A 23,660-nucleotide genomic window follows, 5' to 3' on the forward strand; every position below is an offset into this window, starting at 1 on the left:
CGAGGGCCCGTGTCATCAGTGGGTCGGCCTTCAGTCGAGCAGCGCCAGCGCCTGTTCCGCCGCCTCGCGCACCCGCGCGGGGTCCGACGACGCCTTGCCGACGACCTTGAGGCCCTGCGTCAGCACCAGCAGCATGCGGGCGAGGGCGCGCGGATCCCGGCCCTCGGGCAGCTCCCCCTGGGCCTGCGCGCGGACCAGGGCCGTGTGCAGCACGGTCTCCAGGCCGTCCCAGTTGCGCTCGACCTGCCGGGCGGCGACCGGGTCGTGCGGGGCGAGTTCGGCCGCGGTGTTGGTGATGAAACAGCCAACCCGACGCAGTTCCTCGGTGGCGGCCTCGTGCGCGTAACGCCGTACGGCAGCTCGGACCGCGGGCAGTACGGGACCCGGCTGGGACAGCTCCCGCAGCAGGTCCGGGAGCTGCTCCTGGTAGCGCTGGAGTGCCTTCAGGTACAGCTCGTGCTTGTTGCCGAAGGTGGCGTAGATGCTGGCGCGTCCGATGCCCAGGTGCTCGACCAGGTCGGACATCGACGTCGCCTCGAAGCCGCGCCGCCAGAACAGCTCGAGAGCTGACTGCAGCGCGGCTTCGGGATCGAACTCCTTGGTCCTGGCCACGTCCAGGAGCCTAGATGCAGTTGGAACGATCAGTCAAGAAACCCGCTTACGACGTCCGTACCTCGTACGTCGCGATCCGCACCGACTCGTCGTCCAGGCACTGCCCCGACTCGAGGTCGAACCGCTGCTTCAGCAGGGGCGAGGCGACGAAGGGACGGCCCTGCAGCGAGCCGAGCAGGCCGCGGGAGAGGACCGCCGCACCGCTGAACGGGTCGCGGTTGTCGATGGCGTACAGGGAGCCGGCGCGGTCGCGGAAGAGGGCGACCTGGCGGCCGTCGGGCAGCAGCGCCGCCACTCCGCGGCCCGGCAGCAGCACGTTCAGGTCGCAGACCGTGAACCAGCTGTCGGTCAGCTTCAGTTGGACCTTCAGGTCGGTCGTCTCGGGTGCCAGTGTCATCGCTGGGCACTTCCTTCCAGGACGTCTGCCGGGTTCTCACTGGGGCGCATGCCGATGGACAGCAGCGGCAGGTCGGGCTTGATCTGGTCGCGCTCGGGGACGAAGCCGACGACCGGGTCGGGGGTGTCGGGCGCGTTCACGAAGGAGACGAACCGGGACAGCTTCTCGGGGTCGTTGATGGTCGTCGCCCACTCGTCGGCGTAGTGCGACACGTGGTCCTTCATCAGGGACTCCAGTTCCTCGCAGATACCGAGGGAGTCCTCCACCACCACGTCCCGTACGTGGTCCAGGCCGCCCGGGATCCGCTCCAGCCAGGTGGAGGTGCGCTCCAGGCGGTCGGCGGTGCGGATGTAGAACATCAGGAAGCGGTCGATCAGGCGGATCAGCTCGTCGTCGTTGAGGTCCTGCGCGAGCAGGTCCGCGTGGCGCGGGGTGGCGCCGCCGTTGCCGCCGACGTAGAGGTTCCAGCCGTTGGAGGTGGCGATGACGCCGAAGTCCTTCGACTGTGCCTCGGCGCACTCGCGGGCGCAGCCCGACACCGCCGACTTCAGCTTGTGCGGGGACCTGAGGCCCCGGTAGCGCAGCTCCAGGTCGATCGCCATGCGGACGGAGTCCTGGACGCCGTAGCGGCACCAGGTCTGGCCGACGCAGGACTTCACCGTGCGCAGGGACTTGCCGTAGGCGTGGCCGGACTCGAAGCCGGCGTCGACCAGCCGGGTCCAGATGAGCGGGAGCTGCTCGACGCGGGCGCCGAACATGTCGATCCGCTGGCCGCCGGTGATCTTCGTGTAGAGGCCGAAGTCGCGGGCGATCTCGCCGATGACGATGAGGCCCTCGGGAGTGATCTCGCCGCCGGGGATGCGGGGGACGACCGAGTACGAGCCGTTCTTCTGCAGGTTGGCGAGGAAGTGGTCGTTGGTCTCCTGCAGCGCCGCCTGCTCGCCGTCGAGGACGTAGCCGCTGGCGCCGATGGTCGGGGCGAGCGAGGCGATGATCGAGCCGACCGCCGGCTTGCAGATGTCGCAGCCGTCGCCGCCCCGGGCGTCCTCGCGGCCGTAGCGGTCCAGGAGGTCCTGGTAGGTGTTGATCCGCAGGGCGAGGACGATCTCGTACAGCTCCTCGCGGGTCTGCGAGAAGCAGCCGCACAGGCCCTTGTCGACCTCGACGCCGTTGGCCTCCAGCTCGGCGGTGACCAGCTGGCCGAGCACCTTGACGCAGGAGCCGCAGCCCGTGCCGGCCTTGGTGCACTTCTTGACCTCGGGCACGGTCGTGCACTGGTGGTCGGTGACCGCGCCGCGGATCGCGCCCTTCGACACGTTGTGGCAGGAGCAGATGACCGCCTCGTCCGGCAGCGCGGACGGGCCGAGCTGGACGGACTCACCGGAGCCGGCCGGCAGGACCAGCGACTCGGGCGAGACCGGCGGGACCGACCCGGTGAAGGCGCGCAGCGTGCCGTACGCCTCCGCGTCGCCGACCAGGATGCCGCCGAGCAGCGTGCCGTCACGGCCGATGACCAGCTTCTTGTACAGGCCCGAGCGGGAGTCGGAGTAGACGACGTCCAGGCAGTCCTCGGCGGTGCCGTGCGCGTCGCCGAAGGACGCCACGTCCACGCCGAGCAGCTTCAGCTTGGTGGACAGGTCGGCGCCGGTGAACTCCGCCTCGTCCTGCGCGATCGTCGCGGCCACGGTCTCGGCCTGCTCGTAGCCGGGCGCCACCAGGCCGTACACCCGGCCGTCGGAGGCCAGCGCGCACTCGCCGATCGCGAACACGTGCGGGTCGTTCACCGTGCGGCACTGCTCGTCGACGCTGATGCCGCCGCGCTCGCCGACCGTCAGACCGCAGTCGCGGGCCAGCTGGTCGCGGGGGCGGACACCGGCGGAGAACACCACCAGGTCGGTGGCGAGTTCGGAGCCGTCGGACAGCTTCATGCCGGTGACCGCGCCGGACTCGTCGACCACGATCTCCTGCGTGCCCACGCCCGTGTGGACGGACAGGCCCATGTCCTGGATGGTGCGCAGCAGCGCGGCGCCGCCGCCCTCGTCGACCTGGACCGGCATCAGGCGGGGGGCGAACTCCACGATGTGGGAGGTGAGGCCGAGGCCCTTCAGTGCACCGGCCGCCTCCAGTCCGAGCAGACCGCCGCCGACGACCGCACCCGTCGTCCTCGACTTGGCGTACTCCTCGATGGCGAGGAGGTCCTCGATGGTGCGGTAGACGAAGCAGCCCTGGGCGTCCTTGTTCGGGACCGGCGGGACGAAGGGGTACGAGCCGGTGGCGAGGACCAGGACGTCGTAGTCGACGGTCAGTCCGGAGCGGGCCGTCACCCTCTTCGCGGTGCGGTCGACCGTCTCCGCCGGGTCCCCGACGTGCAGTTCGATGCCGTGGTCGGCGATGAACTGCATGTCCGTCATCGAGAGGTCCTCGGGCGTCTTGCCCGAGAAGTACGAGGTGAGCTGCACGCGGTCGTACGCAGGACGCGGCTCCTCGCACAGCACGACCACGCGGTGCGTGGCGGTCAGGCCGCGCTCGGCGAGCGCTTCGAGGAAGCGCTGGCCGACCATGCCATGGCCGACGAGCACGATCGTGGGGGTGTCCGTGGACATCAGGAGCCTCCATCATTGGTGAGCAGGTGGAGCAGGGGGCCGCCGTCGGACGGGAGCGGCTCTGCTCCCTCCCAGGCGCGCGCGAGCGCGCCGACGGTGCCGAGTTCGCCGACGAGGACCCCGCCGACCAGGCGGTCGTCGCGGACGACGACCTTGCGGTAGGTGCCTCTGGTGGCGTCGGCGAGCTGGACCACGTCGTCGCCGGGAAGGGCCTCCGTCTCGCCGAACGCGGCGAGGTCGAAGGCGGTCTGCCCGGCGAGGGTGAGTCGGGTCAGCGAGCGGGTGCCGGTGTAGCGGGCGTTCGCCCGGCCGGCCAGCGACTCGGCGAGCACGTCGGCCTGTTCGAGCGCCGGGGTGGCCAGTCCGTAGACCGTGCCGTCGTGCTGCGCGCAGTCGCCGATCGCCCGGATGTGCGGGTCGGAGGTGCGCAGTTCGTCGTCGACCACGACGCCCTTGCGGACGTCGAGGCCGGAGATCTGGGCGAGGCCCACGCGCGGGTGGACCCCGCAGGCCAGGACCACGAGGTCGGCGTCGAGGGCGTATCCGTCGGCCATCTCCACCGAGCGGACCGCACCGCCGACGCAGCGCACGTCGCGGACCCGGCACTCGGTGTGGATCTCGACGCCGAGGTCGACCAGGTGCCGCCGGACCAGCTTGGAGGCGGACGGGTCGAGCTGGCGTTCCATGAGCCGCTCGGACTGCTGGGCGAGGACGACCTGGGCGCCGCGCAGGGCGAGCGCCCGGGCCGCGGACACACCGAGGAGCCCGCCGCCGATGACGACCGCCTTCACGCCCGGCCGCACCGCCTTGGACAGGCCCAGGCAGTCGTCCATCGTGCGGAAGGCGTGGACGCCCTCGGGCAGTACATGGTCGGGGCTGAACAGGCCGCGAAGGGGCGGGAGCACGGGGTTGGAGCCGGTGGCCAGGACCAGCGTGTCGTATGCGATCTTGGTGCCGTCCGCGCACTCCACGGTCCGTCCGGCCCGGTCGATGCCGGTGACCCGGGCGCGCGTCAGCTCCGCGGGCGCCGGGAGGGCGATCACGTCGGGGCTGTAACGGCCGGCCAGCACCTCGGCGAGCAGAACCCGGTTGTAGGGCCGGTGCTCCTCCTCGCCGATGAGCGTCACGGGAACGCCGAGCTCACCGAGCCGCCGGGCGAGACGGACGCCCGCGATGCCGGCGCCGATCACCACCACACGCGTATTCGAGGTCATGTCTAGGAGCGTGCGTTGCCGGTGTTACCCGGCCGCATCACGTCTGTTTCCCGCGGGGAACGCTGCCCTCAGCGGGGGCGGGGGGTGGATGTGAGGGTTCGTGGCGGGCGCCGGGGGAGCGCTGTGAGGCGGGGCACGGCGGGGGCGGGCCGGGGGCGGCCCGACCGCCGGGATCCGTGCAGTCGGCATCGTCTACGACCGGAGGCGGCACGAGCCGTCAGGGACCGGGTTTCACCAGCTCATGCCCGGAGGGGCGGACGAGCGGCCCTGCCCGGAACATCGTGGTCGGGCGGATCCGGATCCTCCGGTGGTGTCGTCTTCTGCGGACCCGGATCCTCCGGTGGTGTCGTCTTCTGCGGACCCGGATCCTCCGGTGGTGTCGTCTTCTGCGGACCCGGATCCTCCGGCGGCGTCGCCATCTGCGGGACCGCGACCTTTCGTCGACGTCCTCTTCGGCGGACCGGAACCCTCCGCCGGTGTTGTCGTGCTGCTGACGGTGGTGTTCGCGCTGGTGGCGAATCCGGCGTACGAGCAGGGGTGGCGTAGGCCGGGGGTCTCAGCGGCTGCGCGTGGGGTCGCGGGTCCTCGCGGCTGCCCGTGGGATCGCGGGTCTTCAGCGGCTGCCGTGGGATCGCGGGTGTTCAGCGGCTGCCCGTGAGGTGCGCGAACGCGACGACGTTCCCCTGATAGCCGGTGCTCGGTGAGTAACCGCCACCGCACGTGATCACCCGCAGTTCGGGCCGCGCGGCCGGCCCGTACACCTTCGCGTCGGGGAAGCCCTTCGCGTCGTACACCTCGACGGCGTCCACGGTGAAGACGGCGACGCCTCCGTCACGCCGTTCGACCTCGATGACCGCGCCCTTCTTCAGGGCGCCGAGGTCGTAGAAGACGGCGGGGCCGTCGGCGTTGTCCACGTGGCCCGCGACGATCGCGGTGCCCGCCTCGCCGGGGGTGGTGCCCGCCTCGTACCAGCCGGCGAGGTTCTTCCGCGCGGCGGGCGGGACGTCGAGGCTGCCGGTGGTGGTGAGGCGGAGGCCCGTCAAGGGGGCGTTCACGCCGATCGACGGGATGCGGATCCGGTCGGGCGGGGAGGGTGGCAGCGCGGGGGCGGCGGACCGCTGGGTGTGCGGGTCGACGCGGGCCTCGGCCGCGGACGGCTGCGGCGGTGCGTGGGTCTCGGCGCCACTGTGCAGCAGCCACGCGCCGGAGCACAGGGCCGCGGCGGTGACGGCCGCTATCGCGGCGTTGCCGAGCCTGGGCATGGCGGAACCCCTTTCCCCAAGCGCTGGGCCCGCTTCCCCCTCCGGGCCGCGAGGGGCGTCGGACCCGGAGAGGGAGGGGGCATGCGGTACCGGTGGACGGACGGCGGAGGGTGTCCGTCAGATCCCGTCGCCTCTCGCCCGGCGATGCAGGAGCCAGGTACCGCCCGCGGCGGCGACGGCGAGAGCCGCCACGCCGGCCGCGGTCTGTACGGGATCGGGGCCCAGTGCGCCGCCGACCCCCGTCTTCACACTTCCTCGCGGAGCCACCCACTCGCGCGCGGACGTCAGCGTGACGACCAGGTCGCCCGTGACCCGCAGGCCGCTCTCCGCGCACGTCGCGACGATCTCGTACGTCCCCGGCTGCGCGCTCGGCGGCACCCGGAACTGTCCGATCGCGTCGCCCTCGTGGGTGCCGGGGGCCAGCGTGAACGCACCGGCGCCCACCGCGCCGGCGTCGCCCGCCGCCGTCCCGCCGTCCCCGCACTCCGCCGTGTTCACCGTGATCTGGTCGCCCGGCACGACGGAGGCCGGGTAGACCTCCAGGCCGCCGGCACCGCCACCGTACGCGGGCGCGGCACCGAGGCCGGCGACGGCGACGGCGAACGCGCTACCGGACAGCAGACGGGCGGTACGTCGCATCGGTGCTCCCTCGGGCTCTGCGGTGCACTTCGGTGATGGGCTGCTCTTCCGAGGAAAGTGGCAGCGGGCCGAGACCGCTTCCTGAAGGTGTGTCAGAAATGGGGTGAATGGGTGTCAGACGGGACCCGACTGGACGGCTGCGGGCGGTATTTCAGCAGGTCATCGGCGCGAGGTGGGTGAGTGGGGAAAAGAACCCGAAGGACGCGGGGCGGGGGTGTGAACGGGTGACCGGGCACACCTGCGGAAGGGGTGACCGGGCATGCCTGAGAGGCCCGGCTTGATTGCTGACCAGATTGTTGACGATGTTTCGACGTCCGACCACGCGCGGCAGAGCGGTCACGGCGGAGGGTCTCGTGGACCGCCCGAGGTGAAACCCGTCCTGGAGTGCGCCGACGTGACCGGCCGGGGCACCGTCGCCCCCCCGAACATCATCGTCCTGCGCCTGCCCGTCGACGGCTGGACCCGGCAATCACGGGCGGGGGCGGTGTGCGAGGTCAGCCCCGCACACCGCCCCGGTCCCGGTCCCCGCTCCCGCCCTCGTGTTCGGCCAGGACCTCCGCCACGGCCCGGTGCCCCACCGCCGCGAGCACGGGATTCTTCCCGCCGCGGTAGTAGTGCTCCGCCGTCAGCCCGAAGCACAGGGCCCAACCCCGCCCCCGGGCCCACGTCATGTCGTCGACGTCGGCCGCCTCCCGGAAGAGCCCACGGGTCTCGGCGTCGAAGAGTGTCCACGCGGCCATCACGTCCGCCGCCGGATCCCCGACCCCGAGGCCGCCGAAGTCGATGACCGCGGTGAGCCGGCCGTTCTCGGTCAGCAGGTTCCCCGGTAGCAGGTCGCCGTGGAGCCAGACGGGGGCGCCGTCCCACTGCGGCAGCCGCAGCGTGTCCTCCCAGACGGCCGTAGCCGCGGCCCCGTCGATGGTCCCGTCGGCGCCCATGTCGTCGATCGCGGCACGAACGGACTCGTCGTTGCCGGTGAGCGGCCCGCCCCGCCAGGAGGCCGGCCCGCCGGTGGCGTCGACCCGCCGCAGCGCGGCGACGAACCGCCCCAACTTCACGGCCGCGTCCGCGAGTTCGACGAGCGGCGTGTCGTAGGCGTTGGCGCCGTCCAGCCAGCCGTACACCCCCCACGGCAGCGCGTACTCACGCCCGGGCTCGCCCTTCGCGAGCGGTACCGGCACGGCCAGCGGGAGGTGCGGGGCCAGTCGGGGCAGCCAGCGGTGCTCGATGCCGATCTGGTGGGCTCCGCCGGGCAGCCGCGGCAGCCGTACGACCATGTCGTCGCCCAGCCGGTACATGGCGTTGTCGGTCCCGGCCGACTCGACCCGCGTCACCGGGAGTTCCGCCCACTGCGGGAACTGGTCCGACACCAGCCCTTCGACCAGCGTCGTGTCGATGTCGAGTTCGTCGGGGTGCATCTTGGTCGTGGACGGCATACGGCTCCCTGGGAGTCGGGCGGGCGGCAGGGGAGCGTATCCGGCGGCCGAGCGGCGCAGCGATGGGATTTCCCGACGGAAGGGCGCGCCGCCACCCCAGGGGTGACGGCGCGCCCTCGGTACGTTCAGCAGCCGGTGGTCCAGATGTGGGAGTCACCCCGGTCGTTGGCGCCCGCGTTGTAGGGGACCTCCTGACCGGGGGACAGGCAGATGGTCACGCCGCCGCCCTGCCACGCGCCGGCGTACACCTTGACGTGGTCCTTGATGCCAGGGCCCGAGATCCCGTGGTTGGCCCACGAGCTGTCCTCGTCCGCGATGTTGCTCTCCCACCAGCCGTCGTCGCCGGTCCATCCCACCGACAGACCGCCGTAGTCGGCGTCGGTGTAGGCGCAGAAGCTCCCCTGGGCGCAGGGGGCGGCGGCCTGGGCCGTACCGGGCACGGCGGCCAGGGAGGCACCGGCGCCGAGGAGTACGCCGGCCGCGGTGATGAAGGTCTTGCGCATGATGGTGATCCCTTCGATGTGAAATGCGGTGTGATGGTGTGATCTCTGGGTGTCGGTGGTGTCGGTGGTGTCGGTGGTGTCGGTGGTGTCGGTGGTGCCGGTGGTGCCGGTTACTCGGGTCGCTGACGTGGGTCGGCGAAGGCCGCCGCGGGTCGCTGACGTGGGTCGGTGAAGGCCGCCGGAGGCAGACGCCTCAGAGGCCGTGCCGGACGGCGTGGCGCAGGCCGTGCTCGCGCAGCTGTCGGTGTTCGTCGATCAGGTCGGCGTACTCGCCACGCAGGTCGGCCGCGTGGTGCTTCTCCAGCCGGGCGCCGGTGCCTGCGAGGTCCGTGCTCCGGACACACCGTGCCTCGGCCACGGCGTACCGCTTCTGCAGGTCGGCGGCCTGACGCGGATCGAGGTCGCGGGCGCGGCGCTGCCATGTGCTGCGCAGTTCCGCCGGGTCCTCGGCCTTCTGCACCGGGGCGACGCAGCGCGCCCAGCGGTTGAGTGCGGCCCGGTACGCCGGGTCCCGGGTCACCCGGTCGTGAGCGGCGGCCCCCAGGTTGTTGACCGCGACCTCGGTACGGAACCAGCGCGCCTGGTCGCCGTAGAGGACGCGTTGCGCTGCGGCGAGGCAGCCGTCGCTGTTGGCCCTGACGACCAGTCCGGTGGCGGTACGGGTGGACAGCTCTCGGCGCCCGCTGCCGAACATCGCGTCGGCCAGCCGCCGTTGCTGCTCGGCCGCCTTCTTCCCCGGCTGCGGTGCCTGCGGTGCGGGCTGCTGAGCCTGTCGAGTCCCCGCCGCACCCCCGAAGCCGTGTTCGGCGGCCCAGGCGGGGTCGTCGATCCCGTACGGGAACTGGCGCTGCGGCACGGGTGCCTGACCCGCCGAGCCGCGCGGCGCCGCCGAGACCGAGACCGACGGCATCTCACGCTCCGTCAGACAGCGCCGTGCAAGCGCGGATTCGGCCGTCTTCAGCAGATCGTCCTGGGCCTGGGGGGACCGCGGTACGGGTCGAGGTTCCCCCGCATCGTCCTGCCCCGCACCGCCCGCGCAGCCGCCCACCATGGCCGCCACGCACATCGACAGCGCCACCGTGGAAACGAACCTCGATACCCGCACCGTGGTCACCCCCCCCACAGTCCCCCGACTCCTCCGTCGGCCTGGCTCCCATTAGAGGAGGAGAAGGGGGCAGCTGTGACCCTCCGAAGTCATAGGGCGGGGCTCGGGGGTGCTGACGAAGGCAACGCGACGGCCGCCCCGGTCCTGACCACAGGACCGGGGCGGCCGCGTCACGCACCTGCCCGACTCACCCCACGCCGACCGCACTCCACGCCGCGGCCACCGCGCCGTACTCCGCGCTGCCCGCCCCGTACAGATCCTTCGCCGCGCTCAGCGTCGCCGCCCGCGCCCCCGCGTAGTCCGTGGAGGACGTCATGTAGACGGTCAGCGCCCGGTACCAGATCGCCCCCAGCTTGGCGCGGCCGATGCCCGTCACCGAAGCGCCGTCACACGTCGGCGAGTTGTAGCTGACTCCGTTCACCGTGCTGGCGCCGCTGCCCTGCGCCAACACGAACGCGAAGTGGTTGGCGACCCCGGAGGAGTAGTGGACGTCGAGGTCGCCCACGGCAGAGGTCCAGCAGTCCGCGGAGGCGCCGTCCTTGGAGGGCTTGTCCATGTAGCGCAGGGCGTCCCGGCCGAAGCCGGAGCGGACGATCTTCTCGCCGATCAGGTAGTCGCCCGTGTCGGACGAGTTGCCGGCGTAGAACTCCACCAGCGTGCCGAAGATGTCCGACGTGGCCTCGTTGAGGCCGCCGGACTCGCCCGAGTACGCCAGCGCAGCCGTCTTGGACGTCACGCCGTGCGACATCTCGTGGCCCGCCACGTCGAGGGACACCAGCGGTCCGAGCTGCGTCCCGTCACCGTCCCCGTACGTCATGCAGAAGCAGCTGTCGTCCCAGAACGCGTTGTTGTACCGGGTTCCGTAGTGCACGCGGTTGTAGGACCCCTTGCCGTCGCCCGCGATGCCGTTGCGGCCGTGGACGTTCTTGTAGTAGTCCCACGTCACGTCCGTGCCGTACTGCGCGTCGACTGCCGCCGAGGCACGGTCGGCATCCGTGCCGGTGCCCCAGTGGTTGTCGGCGTCGGTGAAGACCGTCGCGGGGGCCCGGCTCAGGCAGACCGTCAGGATGCACAGGTCGTTCTGGTTCGCCGCGTCGCCGGTGTAGGTGTTCCCGCGCGTCGCGTCCTTCAGCTGGTACGTCGATCCCGACTGCGTCGTCTCCAGCGGAACCGTGCCGCCGTACCGGGACTTGCCGTCGCCCGAGGCCGTCTCGATGGTGTCCCAGGCGTCGATCTGGGTGCCCGTGCCGGCGTCCGTCAGAATCGTCCGCCCGGTCGGGTTGCCGAGGGAGTCCTGCGCCAGGGCGTTCGTCCGCCACGCCAGCCTAGGGGTGCCGTGCAGGGCGTCGACGACCAGCTCCGGCTTGGCGGTGATCCGCCGCAGGGTCTCGCCGAGGTTGACGGCACGCAGCGCGTTCACCGCGAGGTCGGCGGCCTTCGGGGCGGACAGCTTCGGGGTGACGCTCGCGAGCGAGATCGCGCTCTTCGTGGCGCGGCTCGTGCTGCGGTAGCTGCCGTCGGGTGCCAGGTGGATCACGAAATCGCCGCCCAGGACGGGCAGTTGGCGGTACGTACGGTCGTAGCGGACGTGCTGCGTGCCGTCCGCGTCCAGTACGACGTCCCGGACGGTCGTGTCCTGCGCGGCGGTGAGACCCAGCGCCGCGGCCCGGTCCGCGAGCACCGACGACGCGCTCTCGATCGCGGCGGCCCGGGTCGGCCGTTCGGCCGCGTCGGCGGCGGGGGTGAGCGCGGCGGCCAGCAGGGTGGCGGCGGTGGCGGCGGCGCCGGCGGTGGCGAGACGACGGGAACCTCGGACGTACGGCCGTATCCGGCTCATCGGTCTCCTAGGGAATGCGCCTTGCGGGGCGTGGGGCGTGAGGGCATCAGGGCATGAAGAAGGGCGCGCTGGAGGTGGGGGGAATGGGTCGGGACGGGGGGGGAAGTAAAGGGGATCTTGAAGAAAGATTTAAGGGGCCATGACATGTCGTGTCTATGGCGCGGATGCGCAGGTGTGTGAGGGGTGAGAATCGTTTCTGTGAGCGCCCCGCAACTGCCCTTCTTCGTCTACGGCACCCTCCGCCCCGGCGAGCCCAACCACGACCTCTTCCTGCGTGGCCGCACACGGTCCGAGGAACCGGGCCGGCTCACCGGCGTCGTGCTGTACGAAGGGCCCGGCTATCCGTACGCCGTGGAGGAGCGCGTGAAGGTGCATGGGGAGGAGCGCGGGGGAGTGGTGTTCGGCGAGGTCGTCACCGCACTGCCCGACGCGTACGAGGAGTTGCTGCTCGCGCTGGACCGGCTGGAGGAGTGCGAGCCGGGGAATCCGCGCAGCCTCTACGAGCGCGTGGAGCGCGAGGTGATCCTCGGCGGCGACGGGCGGGCCGTACGGGCGTGGGTGTACGTGGCCGCGCCCGCCGTGGCCGCGCGTCTGCGCGCCCGCGGGAAGCGCATCGGCAGCGGCGACTGGCTCGTGCGCGGCTGAGCCGGGGCGCGGGCGTCGCTGCGGCAGACCAACGCCTCAACCTCGTGCCGCTGTTGCGTATCTCACAGGAAACATCCTCATTTCGCAGTACGAAAGTTCAACAAATTTTGGCAATGATCGCCGCATGAACGACCGCAAAGCGGTTCCCCGGGCGGCGGATCTGGCGAGCCTCGTCCGCGCCCCGGCCGCCCTCAGCGTTCCCGGTGACGTCCTCGTCGGAGCGACGGCGGCCGGCCGCCCGCTCGGCCTCCGGACGGCCGGAGTCATGGCCTCGTCCGTGTGCCTCTACTGGGCCGGCATGGCCCTCAACGACTACGCGGACGCCGCCGTCGACTCGGTGGAGCGGCCCCAACGCCCCATACCCTCCGGCCGCGTGCCGCGCCGGACCGCCCTGTCCGTCGCCACCGGTCTGACCGCCGCCGGCCTCGGCCTCGCCACCCTCTCGGGCGGCCGGCGCGGCCTCGCCGCCGCGCTGCCGCTGACCGTGCTGGTGTGGGCGTACGACCTGAAACTGAAGTCGACCCCGGCGGGACCCGCGGCGATGGCAGGGGCGCGGGTGCTGGACGTGCTGGCGGGAGCGGTGGCGGGCGGCGGGCGGACGCCACCGCCCGCATCCGGTGGAGGAGCCGGCACCGCGTCGGACGGGACCGCTCGCGCGCTCGGCCGCGCGGCCGTTCCCGCGCTCCTGACCGGGCTGCACACCTACACGCTCACCCTCCTCAGCCGCCACGAGATCTCCGGCGCCCCGGCGCGGCTGCCGGCGGCGACCCTCGCCGTCTCGTCGGCGACGGCGGTGGCCAGTGCCTGGCCCTCCAGGCGGTCGGCACCTCGCGGCACCGCGGACGGGAACGCACCCGGCACCCCTGTCGGCACCACGCCCGCCACCGCCGTCGCCGGCACCACGCCCGCCACCGCCGTCGCCGCGGCCCTCGCCTACCTGGGGACCTACGGCCGGGCCCAGGCGCTCGCCGTGCGCGACCCGCGCGGCGGGCCTGTACGGCGGGCGGTGAGAGCCGGCATCCTCGCCATGGTGCCGTTGCAGGCGGCGCTCACCGCGCGCGGCGGTGCGCCCGGTGCCGCCGCCGTCCTCGGCGCCGTCCATCCACTGGCGCTGCGGCTGGCCAGACGGGTGTCGCCGACATGAGCCTCAGATTCGGCTACGGCACCAACGGGTTCGCCCACCACCGGCTGACCGACGTCCTCGGCGTCCTCGCCGACCTGGGCTACGACGGCGTCGCGCTCACCCTCGACCATCACCACCTCGACCCGTACGCCGTGGACCTCGGCCGCCAGGTCGCCCTGACCGGCAAGCAGTTGGCGCGGCACGGGCTCACCGTCACCGTCGAGACCGGGGCGCCGTACTTCCTCGACGCCTGGGCCAAGCACGAGCCGACGCTGATGTCGACGGAGCCGGAGCGGCGGATCGACCTGCTGCGGCGCGCTGTGCGCATCGCGGCCGAACTGGGCTCGCCCACCGTCCACCTGTGCAGCGGACCGGCCCCGGTCGGGGTGTCCGAGACGGCGGTGTGGCAGCGCCTCGCGGCGGGCGTCGGGGCGGTGCTGGAGACGGCCGAGGCGTACGGGGTGGCCCTGGCCTTCGAGCCGGAGCCCTACATGTTCGTCGACACGGTCGAACGGTGTCTGTGGCTGCGCCAACTGGTGGGCGGGCACGACCTGTTCGGCATCACCCTGGACATCGGCCACGCCCACTGCGTGGAGGAACCGCCGCTGTTGGAATGCGTGCGACGGGCCGCGCGCCACCTGCTGAACGTGCAGATCGAGGACATGGTGCGCGGCGTCCACCGGCATCTGGAGTTCGGCGCGGGCGAGATCGACTTCCCGCCGGTGCTGGCGGCGCTGGAAGCACTGGGACACGAGGGTCTGGTGTCCGTCGAGATCCAGGGCGGTTCCCTGGACGCACCCGAGGTCGCCCGCCGCTCGATCGCGTTCCTGCGCGCGGCCGAGTCCGGCTTACTCGCCTCCTGAGGCTTCCCGGCCTTCCCCCAAGGGTCCCTGAGCTCTCTCCCCTCACGGAGGTAGGTGCTCCATGCCCTCTTTCCCCCCTCACCCCGGACGCCCGCGCCTGGCTCGACGCCGCCGTCGCTCGCGTCAGCGCCGACCCCACCGCCGTCCGCGCCCTCTTCCCCGCCGTCCGCCGCCACTGCGGGCGTGAACCCCTGCCCGACGGCCGGAGCGTCGACGAGGCGGCCCGCGCCCTGCTCCTGACCGCGTTGCCGCTGCGCGGCGAGGCGCTCGTCGAGGCGGTGGGAGCGCTCCACCGGCACGGCGACCCCGCCGAACAGCGGGCCGTCCTCAAAGCGTTGCCGCTCCTCGACGACCGGGGCAGGTACCTGGACCTCGTACGGCAGACCCTGCGCGGCAACGACACCACGTTGATCGAGGCGGCCCTCGGCCCGTACGCGGCCGCCCACCTCCCCGCGGACGAGTACCGGCAGGCCGTCCTGGAGTGCGTCTTCCTCGAGATCCCGCTCGCCCGCGTGGCCGGACTCGACGAGCGCGCGGACGCCGAACTCGCCCGCATGCTCGCCGACTTCGCCGCCGAACGCGGCGTCGCCGGCTGCCCAGGACCCGCGGACACAGGCCCCCTCATCAGTGCCTTTCTCCCCGATGGAGATCTCTGAGCATGCGCATCTTCGACCCCCACATCCACATGACGTCCCGCACCACCGACGACTACGAGGCGATGTACGCGGCCGGGGTCCGGGCCGTCGTCGAGCCCGCCTTCTGGCTCGGCCAGCCCCGCACCTCGCCCGAGTCCTTCTACGACTACTTCGACTCCCTGCTGGGCTGGGAGCCGTACCGCGCCGCCCAGTTCGGCATCCAGCACTTCTGCACGATCGCCCTCAACCTCTGGGGCCCGAACGCGGGCATGCCCTCGACCCAGTGGATCCTCGGCGCCGCCCGCCAGGTCTTCGACGAGCACGACCCCGACCTGACCCTCGTCTACATCCCGCAGATGGACTACGAGCCGCAGCGCTCCGGACCGGACTCGGCGGCCACCGCCCGCGCCGCCCGCCGGCTCGACGACGCCCTGCGCCCCCTGATCGACCACTTCCTCGCCGCCGGCGCCACGGTCGTGGCGCTCAGCGAGTACGGCATCACCCCGGTCTCCCGGCCCGTGGACATCAACCGCGCCCTGCGCCGCGCCGGACTCCTGGACGTCTACACCCAGGACGGCATGGAGTACCTGGACCCCTGGACCCCTGGACCTCGCGCGCCTTCGCCGTCGCCGACCACCAGGTGGCACACGTCTACGTGCGCGATCCCGGGGACGAGCCCGAGGTCGCCAAGATCCTCGGCGAACTCGACGGCGTCGACCAGGTCCTGGACGCGGCGGGCAAAGCGACGCACGGCCTAAACCACGAGCGTTCCGGAGAACTCGTCGCGGTCGCCGAGCCCGACGCGTGGTTCACGTACTACTACTGGCTGGACGACGACCGCGCCCCCGACTTCGCCCGCCAGGTCGAGATCCACCGCAAGCCCGGCTACGACCCGGCCGAGCTGCTGCACGACGAGACGGTGCCGGCGGTGAAGCTGCGAGCCGTCGGCCAGGTCGCCCGCAAGAAGCTCGGCTTCCGCTACCGGCTCCGTACCGTCCCGCTCGACCCGTCCGGCGTACGCGGCAGCCACGGCCGCCTCCCCGACGACCCGGAACACGGCCCCGTACTGCTGTGCTCCGAACCGGGCCCGGCGCGGCCCGAGTTCACCGCGACCGAGGTCGAGCCGCTGCTCCTGCGTCTCGCGGGGCTGGCGGAAGACCCCGTCCGATGAGGACCCGCCCACCCGTACCCACAACGCCCGTCACCTGCTGAAAGAGCCCCCCCATGACCACCACCCCCACGCCCCCTGTCGCCACGCTGAGCGAGACCGTCCTGAAGAACGCCCGCCCCGAGATCGCCGCCTGGCTCGCCGCCTTCGTCGAACGCCACGGCGGATTCGTCGGCTCCGTCCACCTGTCCGAGCCGGCCGAGGACGGCGAGATCGTGCTGGTCGCCGCCCACAACCTGCCGCCCGCCGTGGTGAACGGCGCCGCCGTCGTCGGTATCGGCAAGGGCATGGCCGGAGCCACCGCCGAGCGCAAGGCCCCGGTCGGCATCACGGACCTCCAGACCGACACCTCGGGCGTCGCCCGCCGGCCGGCCTGCGCCTCACAGGCGAAGGGCTCCGCCACTCTCCCCGTCTTCGCCCCGGACGACCCGACCAGGCTCCTCGCCGTGGTCGGCCTCGGCTTCGCGGAGCCCCGCGAGTTCACCGACGAGGAGATCGCGGAGTACGGGGCGGACGCGGCGACGGTCCTCGAGGCCGCGTAACGGGACTCAGCCCTGCACGGCCTCCAGCCGCACCGCGCACGCCTTGAACTCCGGCATCCGCGAGGTCGGGTCGAGGGCCGGGTTGGTCAGGGTGTTGGCGCGTCCCTCACCGGCCCAGTGGAAGGGCATGAAGACGGTGTCGGGGCGGATCGTGGTCGTGATCCGCGCCGGCGCCACCGCCCGGCCGCGCCGGGAGACCACGGCCACCGGGTCGCCCTCGGACGCGCCGAGCCGCTCCGCCAGCCGCGGATGCAGCTCCACAAACGGGCCGGGCGCGGCGGCGTTCAGCTCGTCGACGCGGCGGGTCTGGGCGCCGGACTGGTACTGCGCCACGACCCGGCCGGTCGTCAGCAGCACCGGGTACTCCTCGTCGGGCTCCTCGGCGATGGCCCGGTGCGAGACGGGGACGAACCTGGCCCGGCCGTCCGGGGTGGCGAACCGGTCGAGGAAGAGGCGCGGGGTGCCGGGGTGCACGCCGCCGGCGATGCCGTCGGCCCGCGGCGGGTCGGCCTGCGGGTCGTTCCGCGCCGGGTCGTCGTCACCGAGGGCGTCCAGCGAGGCGTCCTCGGAGTCGGCAGCCTCGGCCCCCTCGGCCCGGTTGTCCCCCGCCGGACACGGCCAGAACACCCCGTTCTCCTCCGCCAGCCTGCGGTAGGTGATCCCGGAGTAGTCGGCCGGCCCACCCGCGCTCGCCCGGCGCAGCTCCTCGAAGACCTCCTCGGGGTCGGTCGGGAAGCCCTTCTCCACGCCGAGCCGGGCGGCCAGCTCGTGCATGACCTCCAGGTCGCTGCGGATGCCCTCGGGCGGGCTGATCGCCCGCTTGCGCAGCAGCACCCTGCCCTCCAGGTTGGTCATGGTCCCCGTCTCCTCGGCCCACTGCGTGACCGGCAGCACGACGTCCGCGAGGGCCGCCGTCTCCGACAGCACGACGTCACACACCGCGAGGAAGTCCAGCGACCTGATGCGCTCCTCGATGTGGGCGGCGCGCGGCGCCGACACCACCGGGTTCGACGCCATCAGCAGCAGCGACCTGATGTCCGTACCCAGCGCGTCCAGCAGTTCGTACGCACTGCGCCCCGGTCCGGGAAGGCTGTCCGGGTCCACGCCCCACACCTCGGCGACATGCCGGCGCGCGGCCGGGTCGTCCAGCTTGCGGTAGCCGGGCAGCTGGTCGGCCTTCTGGCCGTGCTCGCGCCCGCCCTGCCCGTTGCCCTGCCCGGTCAGACAGCCGTACCCGGACAGCGGGCGCCCCGCGCGGCCGGTCGCCAGGCACAGGTTGATCCAGGCGCCCACGGTGTCGGTGCCCTTGGACTGCTGCTCGGGCCCGCGGGCGGTGAGCACCATCGCGGACTCCGGCTCGCAGAACATGCGTACCGTCTCGCGGAGTTGGGGAACGGACACCCCCGTGATCCGTTCCACGTACTCCGGCCAGTGCGCCATCGCCGCCGCCCGCGTCTCCTCCCAGCCGGAGGTCCGCTCGCGGACGTACTCCTCGTCGACCCGCCCCTCGGCGACGACCAGGTGCAGCAACCCGAGCGCCAGCGCCAGGTCGGTCCCCGGCCGGGGAGCCAGGTGCAGGTCGGCCTGCTCGGCGGTCTTCGTGCGGCGCGGATCGATGACGATCAGCGTGCCGCCGTTCTCCCGCAGCTCGTTGAAGAACCTCAGGGACGGCGGCATGGTCTCCGCGAGGTTGGACCCCACGAGGATCACGCAGCCGGTCTTCGGGATGTCCTCCAGCGGGAAGGGCAGGCCGCGGTCCAGGCCGAAGGCCTTGATTCCGGCCGCCGCCGCGGACGACATGCAGAAGCGCCCGTTGTAGTCGATCTGCGAGGTGCCGAGCACCACACGCGCGAACTTGCCGAGCGTGTACGCCTTCTCGTTGGTCAGACCGCCGCCGCCGAATACCCCGCACGCGTCCGGACCATGCTCCGTGCGCGTGCGGGACAGCCCCTCGGCGATCCGGTCCAGCGCCTCGTCCCAGGAGGCGGGCACGAGCGTGCCCTCGGAGCGCACCAACGGGGAGGTCAGCCGCACTCGGGACGAGAGCACCGCCGGCGCGGTACGGCCCTTGCCGCACAGCGCGCCCCGGTTCACCGGGAAATCCGCGCGCTCGCTCACTTCGACGGTCCCGTCCGGGGTGGCCGTCAGATTCATCCCGCACTGCAGGGCGCAGTACGGGCAGTGCGTGGGCGTCGCGGTGTTCTGCATGCCGTTCAGCGTGCTTCGGCCGTGTTACGCGGACGGAGGCTCTCTGTTACGCGCCCGGCACGGCGACCTCCCCGCCGCCGTCCCGCCGCCGTGAGGGCGCCCGCCCGCACGGGCCGCGAGGCGCACACCTGCCCACCTCACAGTCGCCGCCGGTCGGCGCGGAAGTTGCCGTTGTTGTGAAAGACGCCACATGTGGCGCGTTCCGCTCCGTGATTGGCCGAGCACGCCTCGTTGAGAGTTGAAAGACCCGACCCGCAGACTGGCCCCGCGCGCGACTCCGCACGGCGTTCGACACCCGGGCATGCCCGCCGTTCATTCCGGCTGCATCCACACACGGCTCCGCCGCCTGTGGCAAACCGTCACTCGAAACAGCCAGCCAGGAGGTCCCCCAACCATGCCTCTGCGCCAGTTGACCCCCCGCGACCAGCACCTTTTCCGGCAGTACGGCCATGGCCCCACCGTTGCCGTCCCGGACCCCCTCGTCCACCACGCCGTGGAACTGTGGGCCGCGTCCACCCCCCACTCCGTCGCCGCCGAGCACCTCGGAGCGACGATCACCTACGGCGAGCTCGACCGATACGCCGACGCCCTCGCCGCTCGCCTCGTCCGTGAGGGCGTACGCCCCGGCGACCACGTCGGCCTCTTCGTCCGCCGCTCGATCCCGATGCTCATCGGCCTGCTCGGCATCCTGAAGACGGGCGCCGCCTACGTCCCGCAGGACGTCGCCCTGACGCCCCCGGCCCAGCTCGCCCACGTCGTCCGCACGGCCCGCACCCGCGTGGTCCTCACCCTCGCGGAACACGCCCACCGCGTTCCGCTGCCGGACGGCCACCGCGTCATCGCGCTCGACGAGCCGCTGCCGTACGTTCCCGGGCCCCGCCGCGCCACCGACGGTGAGCCCCGGGTCCCGCGCCCGCGCATCCGGCCCGACGACGGCTGCTACGTCCTGTTCACCTCCGGTACCACCGGTCGCCCCAACGGCGTGAAGGTCACCCACCGCAACGTCGCCAACATCCTGCTCACCCGACCGGGCGGCCTCGGCATCCGCCCCGGCGACCGCGTGGCCCAGCTCCTCAACATCGCCTTCGACATGGCCGCCTGGGAGATCCTCGGCTGCCTCGCGCACGGCGGCACCCTCGTCCTCCGCGGCAAGGACCTCGCGGCCGCGGCCCGTACGGCCACCGTGCTGATCGCCACCCCGACCGTGCTGTCCGGCATCGACGACGCCGCCTGCCCGCGCGTCCACACGGTCGCCGTCGCCGGGGAGCCCTGCCCGCGCCCGCTCGCCGACCGCTGGGCCCGCCGGGCTGCCTTCTTCAACTGCTGCGGCCCCACCGAGACGACGATCGTCAACACCATGGGCCGTCACGACCCTGCCGACCCGCTGCTGACCATCGGCCGCCCCACCCCCAACAACACGGTCTACGTCCTCGACGCCGACCGCAGCCCCCTGCCCGTGGGCGAGGTCGGCGAGATGTGGGCGGGCGGCGACTGCGTCTCGGCCGGCTACCTGGGCGACGACCGGCTCAACGCCGAGCGCTACGCCCCCGACCCCTTCCTCGGCGGCGACCGCCGGATGTTCCGCACCCGCGACCTGGGCCGCTGGACCCCCGACGGCGCACTCGAACACCTCGGCCGCACCGACGACCAGGTCAAGGTGCGCGGCTTCCGCGTCGAACTCGACTCCGTCTCCTCGGTACTGGAGTCGGTCGAGGGCTGCGTCCGCGCGGTGACCCTGAAACGGGACGCACGGAACCTGGTCTCCTTCGTCTGCCCGGCGGACGTCGACCCGGACGCGGCCCGCCGCGCCGTGACGGACGCCCTTCCCTACTACTGCGTGCCCTCGGACGTCCTGCCGCTCGCGTTCCTCCCCGAGACCGACCGCGGAAAGATCGACAAGCCGGCGCTGCTGCGGCTGGCCGAGGAGCGGACCGCTCTCCAGGAGGTGGCCCGGTGACGACCTCACTCGACCGCGAGGCCGTCGAGGCCGTCGAGCTGCCCCCGCTCCTCCCCACCGTCCGCCGCCTGCTCAAGCACCCGCGGCTGATGCACCACAACCGCCTGGCGGGGCTGGTGATCCTGGCCAACCTCGTCTTCCTGTACGTCGGCCGGCCACTGTCGACGCCGGCACTGGGTCACGCCTCGATCGCCAACCTCGCCCTCGCGATCGTCGTCCGCCAGCAGCACGTCATCAACCTCTTCTTCCGCCTGGCCACTTGGCCCTCGACCGGCTGGCCGCTGCGGATCCGCTGGACGCTGGGCAAGGTCTACCACTTCGGCGGACTGCACGTGGGCGGGGCGCTCGCGGGAGCGGGGTGGTTCGTGGCGCTGGCGGTCGCGGTGACGGCGGAGGGCAGGAACACCGCCCTGACAGCGGTGAGCTGGACCCTGGTGGCTCTCCTGGCCGTCATCGTCGCCACCGCCCTGCCCCCCTTCCGATCCCGCCACCACGACCTCTTCGAGAAGATCCACCGCTTCGGCGGCTGGACCGCCCTGGCCCTCTTCTGGACGCACACGCTGCTGTCCACCCCGGGGCCGGTCCCCCTGGTGGTCCTCTCCGTGGTCACCTTCAGCGTCGCCCTGCCCTGGCTGCGGCTGCGCAAGGTCGACGTACGCGTCGAACGTCCCTCGCCGCACGTGGCCCTGGCCCGCTTCGACCACGGCGAGACCCCCTTCGCCGGCTCCTCCACGGCGGTCAGCCGCAGCCCGCTGAAGGAATGGCACTCCTTCGCCAACGTCCCGTCCCCCGGCGAGCCCGGCTTCCGGCTCACGATCTCCCGGGCCGGCGACTGGACGGGCTCGTTCATCGACGACCTGCCGTCCCGGGTGTGGGTGAAGGGCATCACCACGGCCGGCGTCGCCAACATCGAGACCCTCTTCACCAAGGTCGTCTACGTCGCGACAGGCAGCGGCATCGGCCCCTGCCTGCCCCACCTCCTCGCCGCCGAGGTCCCCTCCCGCCTGGTCTGGGCGACCCGCGACCCCCGCACCACCTACGGCGACGCCCTCGTCGACGAGATCCTCGCCGTCCAGCCGCACGCCCTCGTCTGGGACACCTCCCGCGACGGCAAGCCCGACATGGTGCGCCTCGCCTACGAGGCCTACCGCGACTTCGGGGCCGAGGCGGTGATCTGCATCTCCAACAAGAAGCTCACCTGGCAGGTGGTGCACGGCCTGGAGCGGCGCGGGATTCCCGCGTACGGCGCGATCTGGGACTCGTAGACCGGGAAGGAAACCGATGGACACCATCAAGATCGAACGGCACGACCGAGTGGTCACCGTACGCCTGCACCGCCCGCACGTCCGCAACGCCCTGAGCGGCGAACTCCTCGCCGAACTCCTCTCCGCCCTGCGCCCGCTGGACGCGGACCCCGAGGTCGGTTGCTTCGTCGTCACCGGCTCGGAGAGATTCTTCGCGGCGGGCGCCGACATCAGGGAGATGGCGTCGAAGACGGCCGTGGAGATGGCGGCGGAGGACTACTTCGCCGACTGGGAGGAGTTCGCCGACCTCCGCACCCCGAAGATCGCGGCCGTGGGCGGGCACGCCCTGGGCGGCGGTTGCGAACTGGCGATGATGTGCGACCTGGTGATCGCGGGAGAATCGGCGGTCTTCGGCCAGCCGGAGATCAAGCTCGGCGTGATCCCGGGCATCGGCGGCACCCAGCGCCTGACCCGCCTGGTGGGCCGGGCCAAGGCGATGGACCTCGTCCTCACCGGCCGCACGATGGACGCCCGCGAGGCGGAGGCCGCCGGCCTGGTCTCCCGGGTCGTCCCCGACGACCGCGTCCTGCCCGACGCCCTCGAAGCGGCGGCGACCATCGCCTCGTACAGCCGTACGGCGGTCAGGGCGGCCCGCGAGTGCGTCGACCGCGCCCTGGAGACCGGCCTGCGCGACGGCGTCCGCTTCGAACGCCGCGTCTTCCACGCCCTGTTCGCGACGGAGGACCAGAAGGAGGGCATGACCGCGTTCCTGGAGAAACGCGCCCCGCGCTTCACCCACCGCTAGGGCCTGGCGAGCGCCTCGGTGACCCCCGGTTCCCTCGGCCCGAGGAACCGGGGGTCCGGCTCGAACACCGCGTCCAGCGCCGCCTTGCCCGCCGCGAAGATCTCCCGCGCGCCCCCGTAGTACCAGGTCACGTCATGCTTGGCGTCGACCCCGACGCCGTACGACGTGACCCCCGCCGCCTGGCACAGCGCGACCGCCCGCCGGATGTGGAAGCCCTGGCTGATCAGCACGGCCCGGTCGACGCCGAAGATCTTCTTCGCGCGGACGCAGGAGTCCCAGGTGTCGAAGCCGGCGTAGTCGCTGACGATCCGCCCGTCGGGCACCCCGTGTTTCGTGAGATACGTGCGCATCGCGTCCGGCTCGTCGTAGTCCACGCGACTGTTGTCCCCGGTGACCAGGACGACCTCGATCCGGTTCTCGCGGTACAGCTTCGCCGCCGCGTCCAGCCGGTGGGCCAGATACGGCGACGGCTCCCCGGCCCACAGCCCGGCGCCGAACACCACGGCAACCTCGGTGCGCGGCACGTCCGCCGCCGTCCGCAACCGGTCGCCCGTCACGGCGTACATCCAGGTCGCCGGAAGCAGCGCCAGCACGCACCCGGCCATCACGGCCTGCACCAGCCGCCGCCGCCCGGTACGGGTGCGCGGCAGGCGGGGTCTGCGCAGCTGTCTGAGCGGCTTCGCCAGTCGCATCGGACGGTCCCTCCCCGGTCGGCTTTCGACAGTCAGAGACGTCCTGTAAGCCCCGCCGGTTCGCCGAGCCCCATGTGACCAGCTTCACCTCGACCTGCGAACCCGCAGGTCACAACACCTCACAGACCCCCTGCACCCCACCGTGAACCCTCCGAAAACACCCGTCATTC

General features: G+C 72.4%; 22 protein-coding genes. 10 read left to right on the plus strand and 12 right to left on the minus strand.

What is annotated here, in order from left to right; translation table 11 throughout:
- Positions 1–30: 30 nt before the first annotated feature.
- The 10 genes from ACFWWR_RS28580 to ACFWWR_RS28625 form a co-directional block, all read right to left on the minus strand.
- Entirely contained in the window at positions 31–612 is a 582-nt protein-coding gene (locus ACFWWR_RS28580; RefSeq protein ID WP_384306080.1) for a TetR/AcrR family transcriptional regulator, read from the minus strand.
- A 46-nt stretch (positions 613–658) separates the two neighbouring features.
- Positions 659–1,009, minus strand: coding sequence for a nitrite reductase small subunit NirD (nirD, locus tag ACFWWR_RS28585; RefSeq protein ID WP_384306083.1), 351 nt, complete (start codon positions 1,007–1,009; stop codon positions 659–661).
- Complete coding sequence (gene nirB, locus ACFWWR_RS28590) at positions 1,006–3,612, minus strand: nitrite reductase large subunit NirB (RefSeq protein WP_383867838.1); 2,607 nt, start codon at positions 3,610–3,612, stop codon at positions 1,006–1,008. The genes nirD and nirB overlap by 4 nt, the downstream gene beginning before the upstream one ends.
- On the minus strand, positions 3,612–4,826 hold the full coding sequence (locus ACFWWR_RS28595; RefSeq protein WP_383867836.1) for an NAD(P)/FAD-dependent oxidoreductase: 1,215 nt from the start codon (positions 4,824–4,826) through the stop codon (positions 3,612–3,614). Before ACFWWR_RS28595 ends, nirB begins: the two co-directional genes overlap by 1 nt.
- Before the next feature lie 641 nt (positions 4,827–5,467).
- Entirely contained in the window at positions 5,468–6,088 is a 621-nt protein-coding gene (locus ACFWWR_RS28600; protein WP_383867834.1) for a class F sortase, read from the minus strand.
- 117 nt (positions 6,089–6,205) lie between these two features.
- Positions 6,206–6,727: a hypothetical protein gene (locus tag ACFWWR_RS28605; RefSeq protein WP_384306086.1), complete on the minus strand. Its 522-nt coding sequence runs from the start codon at positions 6,725–6,727 to the stop codon at positions 6,206–6,208.
- 494 nt (positions 6,728–7,221) lie between these two features.
- A complete protein-coding gene (locus ACFWWR_RS28610) occupies positions 7,222–8,163 on the minus strand; it encodes an aminoglycoside phosphotransferase family protein (protein WP_384306089.1) in 942 nt (313 codons plus the stop codon).
- Between the two features lie 125 nt (positions 8,164–8,288).
- Positions 8,289–8,666: a peptidase inhibitor family I36 protein gene (locus tag ACFWWR_RS28615; protein ID WP_384306092.1), complete on the minus strand. Its 378-nt coding sequence runs from the start codon at positions 8,664–8,666 to the stop codon at positions 8,289–8,291.
- A gap of 193 nt (positions 8,667–8,859) precedes the next feature.
- Entirely contained in the window at positions 8,860–9,780 is a 921-nt protein-coding gene (locus ACFWWR_RS28620; protein ID WP_384306094.1) for a hypothetical protein, read from the minus strand.
- A 178-nt stretch (positions 9,781–9,958) separates the two neighbouring features.
- Positions 9,959–11,608: a M4 family metallopeptidase gene (locus tag ACFWWR_RS28625; protein WP_384306097.1), complete on the minus strand. Its 1,650-nt coding sequence runs from the start codon at positions 11,606–11,608 to the stop codon at positions 9,959–9,961.
- Positions 11,609–11,806: 198 nt separating this feature from the next.
- On the opposite strand from ACFWWR_RS28625, the gene ACFWWR_RS28630 reads away from it, so the two are divergent.
- The 7 genes from ACFWWR_RS28630 to ACFWWR_RS28660 all read left to right on the plus strand — a co-directional run bounded on the left by ACFWWR_RS28630 (position 11,807) and on the right by ACFWWR_RS28660 (position 16,584).
- The gene (locus ACFWWR_RS28630) at positions 11,807–12,253 is read left to right on the plus strand and encodes a gamma-glutamylcyclotransferase family protein (protein WP_383867823.1); all 447 of its coding nucleotides are present in this window, start codon (positions 11,807–11,809) and stop codon (positions 12,251–12,253) included.
- A 124-nt stretch (positions 12,254–12,377) separates the two neighbouring features.
- Positions 12,378–13,397 carry an SCO3242 family prenyltransferase gene (locus ACFWWR_RS28635; RefSeq protein WP_384306100.1) on the plus strand — a complete coding sequence of 340 codons (1,020 nt, stop codon included), beginning with the start codon at positions 12,378–12,380 and terminating at the stop codon, positions 13,395–13,397.
- Positions 13,394–14,239 (plus strand): sugar phosphate isomerase/epimerase family protein, encoded by an 846-nt coding sequence (locus tag ACFWWR_RS28640; RefSeq protein WP_383867819.1) that lies wholly within the window; start codon positions 13,394–13,396, stop codon positions 14,237–14,239. The genes ACFWWR_RS28635 and ACFWWR_RS28640 overlap by 4 nt, the downstream gene beginning before the upstream one ends.
- Before the next feature lie 191 nt (positions 14,240–14,430).
- On the plus strand, positions 14,431–14,895 hold the full coding sequence (locus ACFWWR_RS28645; RefSeq protein WP_384306113.1) for an EboA domain-containing protein: 465 nt from the start codon (positions 14,431–14,433) through the stop codon (positions 14,893–14,895).
- A gap of 2 nt (positions 14,896–14,897) precedes the next feature.
- Complete coding sequence (locus tag ACFWWR_RS28650; RefSeq protein WP_384306102.1) at positions 14,898–15,632, plus strand: alkaline phosphatase family protein; 735 nt, start codon at positions 14,898–14,900, stop codon at positions 15,630–15,632.
- Positions 15,530–16,045 (plus strand): hypothetical protein, encoded by a 516-nt coding sequence (locus ACFWWR_RS28655; RefSeq protein WP_384306105.1) that lies wholly within the window; start codon positions 15,530–15,532, stop codon positions 16,043–16,045. Before ACFWWR_RS28650 ends, ACFWWR_RS28655 begins: the two co-directional genes overlap by 103 nt.
- A 53-nt stretch (positions 16,046–16,098) precedes the next feature.
- Positions 16,099–16,584, plus strand: coding sequence for a GAF domain-containing protein (locus tag ACFWWR_RS28660; RefSeq protein WP_383867817.1), 486 nt, complete (start codon positions 16,099–16,101; stop codon positions 16,582–16,584).
- Between the two features lie 6 nt (positions 16,585–16,590).
- Here the strand turns inward: ACFWWR_RS28660 and ACFWWR_RS28665 are convergent, their stop codons facing one another.
- Positions 16,591–18,792, minus strand: coding sequence for a molybdopterin oxidoreductase family protein (locus ACFWWR_RS28665; protein WP_383867815.1), 2,202 nt, complete (start codon positions 18,790–18,792; stop codon positions 16,591–16,593).
- Between the two features lie 394 nt (positions 18,793–19,186).
- Between ACFWWR_RS28665 and ACFWWR_RS28670 the strand changes: the two genes are divergently transcribed.
- Genes ACFWWR_RS28670 through ACFWWR_RS28680 form a run of 3 tightly spaced genes read left to right on the plus strand, consistent with a single transcriptional unit; the run spans position 19,187 to position 22,798 of the window.
- Positions 19,187–20,749, plus strand: a complete 1,563-nt coding sequence (locus ACFWWR_RS28670) for an amino acid adenylation domain-containing protein (protein WP_383867813.1) — start codon at positions 19,187–19,189, stop codon at positions 20,747–20,749.
- Positions 20,746–22,014, plus strand: coding sequence for a hypothetical protein (locus tag ACFWWR_RS28675; protein WP_383867811.1), 1,269 nt, complete (start codon positions 20,746–20,748; stop codon positions 22,012–22,014). The genes ACFWWR_RS28670 and ACFWWR_RS28675 overlap by 4 nt, the downstream gene beginning before the upstream one ends.
- A gap of 16 nt (positions 22,015–22,030) precedes the next feature.
- Positions 22,031–22,798, plus strand: coding sequence for an enoyl-CoA hydratase-related protein (locus ACFWWR_RS28680; RefSeq protein WP_383867809.1), 768 nt, complete (start codon positions 22,031–22,033; stop codon positions 22,796–22,798).
- Here ACFWWR_RS28680 and ACFWWR_RS28685 read toward each other — a convergent pair.
- A complete protein-coding gene (locus ACFWWR_RS28685) occupies positions 22,795–23,490 on the minus strand; it encodes a vancomycin high temperature exclusion protein (RefSeq protein WP_383867807.1) in 696 nt (231 codons plus the stop codon). The two genes, ACFWWR_RS28680 and ACFWWR_RS28685, sit on opposite strands and share 4 nt — an antisense overlap.
- Positions 23,491–23,660 lie beyond the last annotated feature (170 nt).

This window comes from Streptomyces sp. NPDC058678 (assembly GCF_042714835.1).
Lineage (GTDB): Bacteria > Actinomycetota > Actinomycetes > Streptomycetales > Streptomycetaceae > Streptomyces.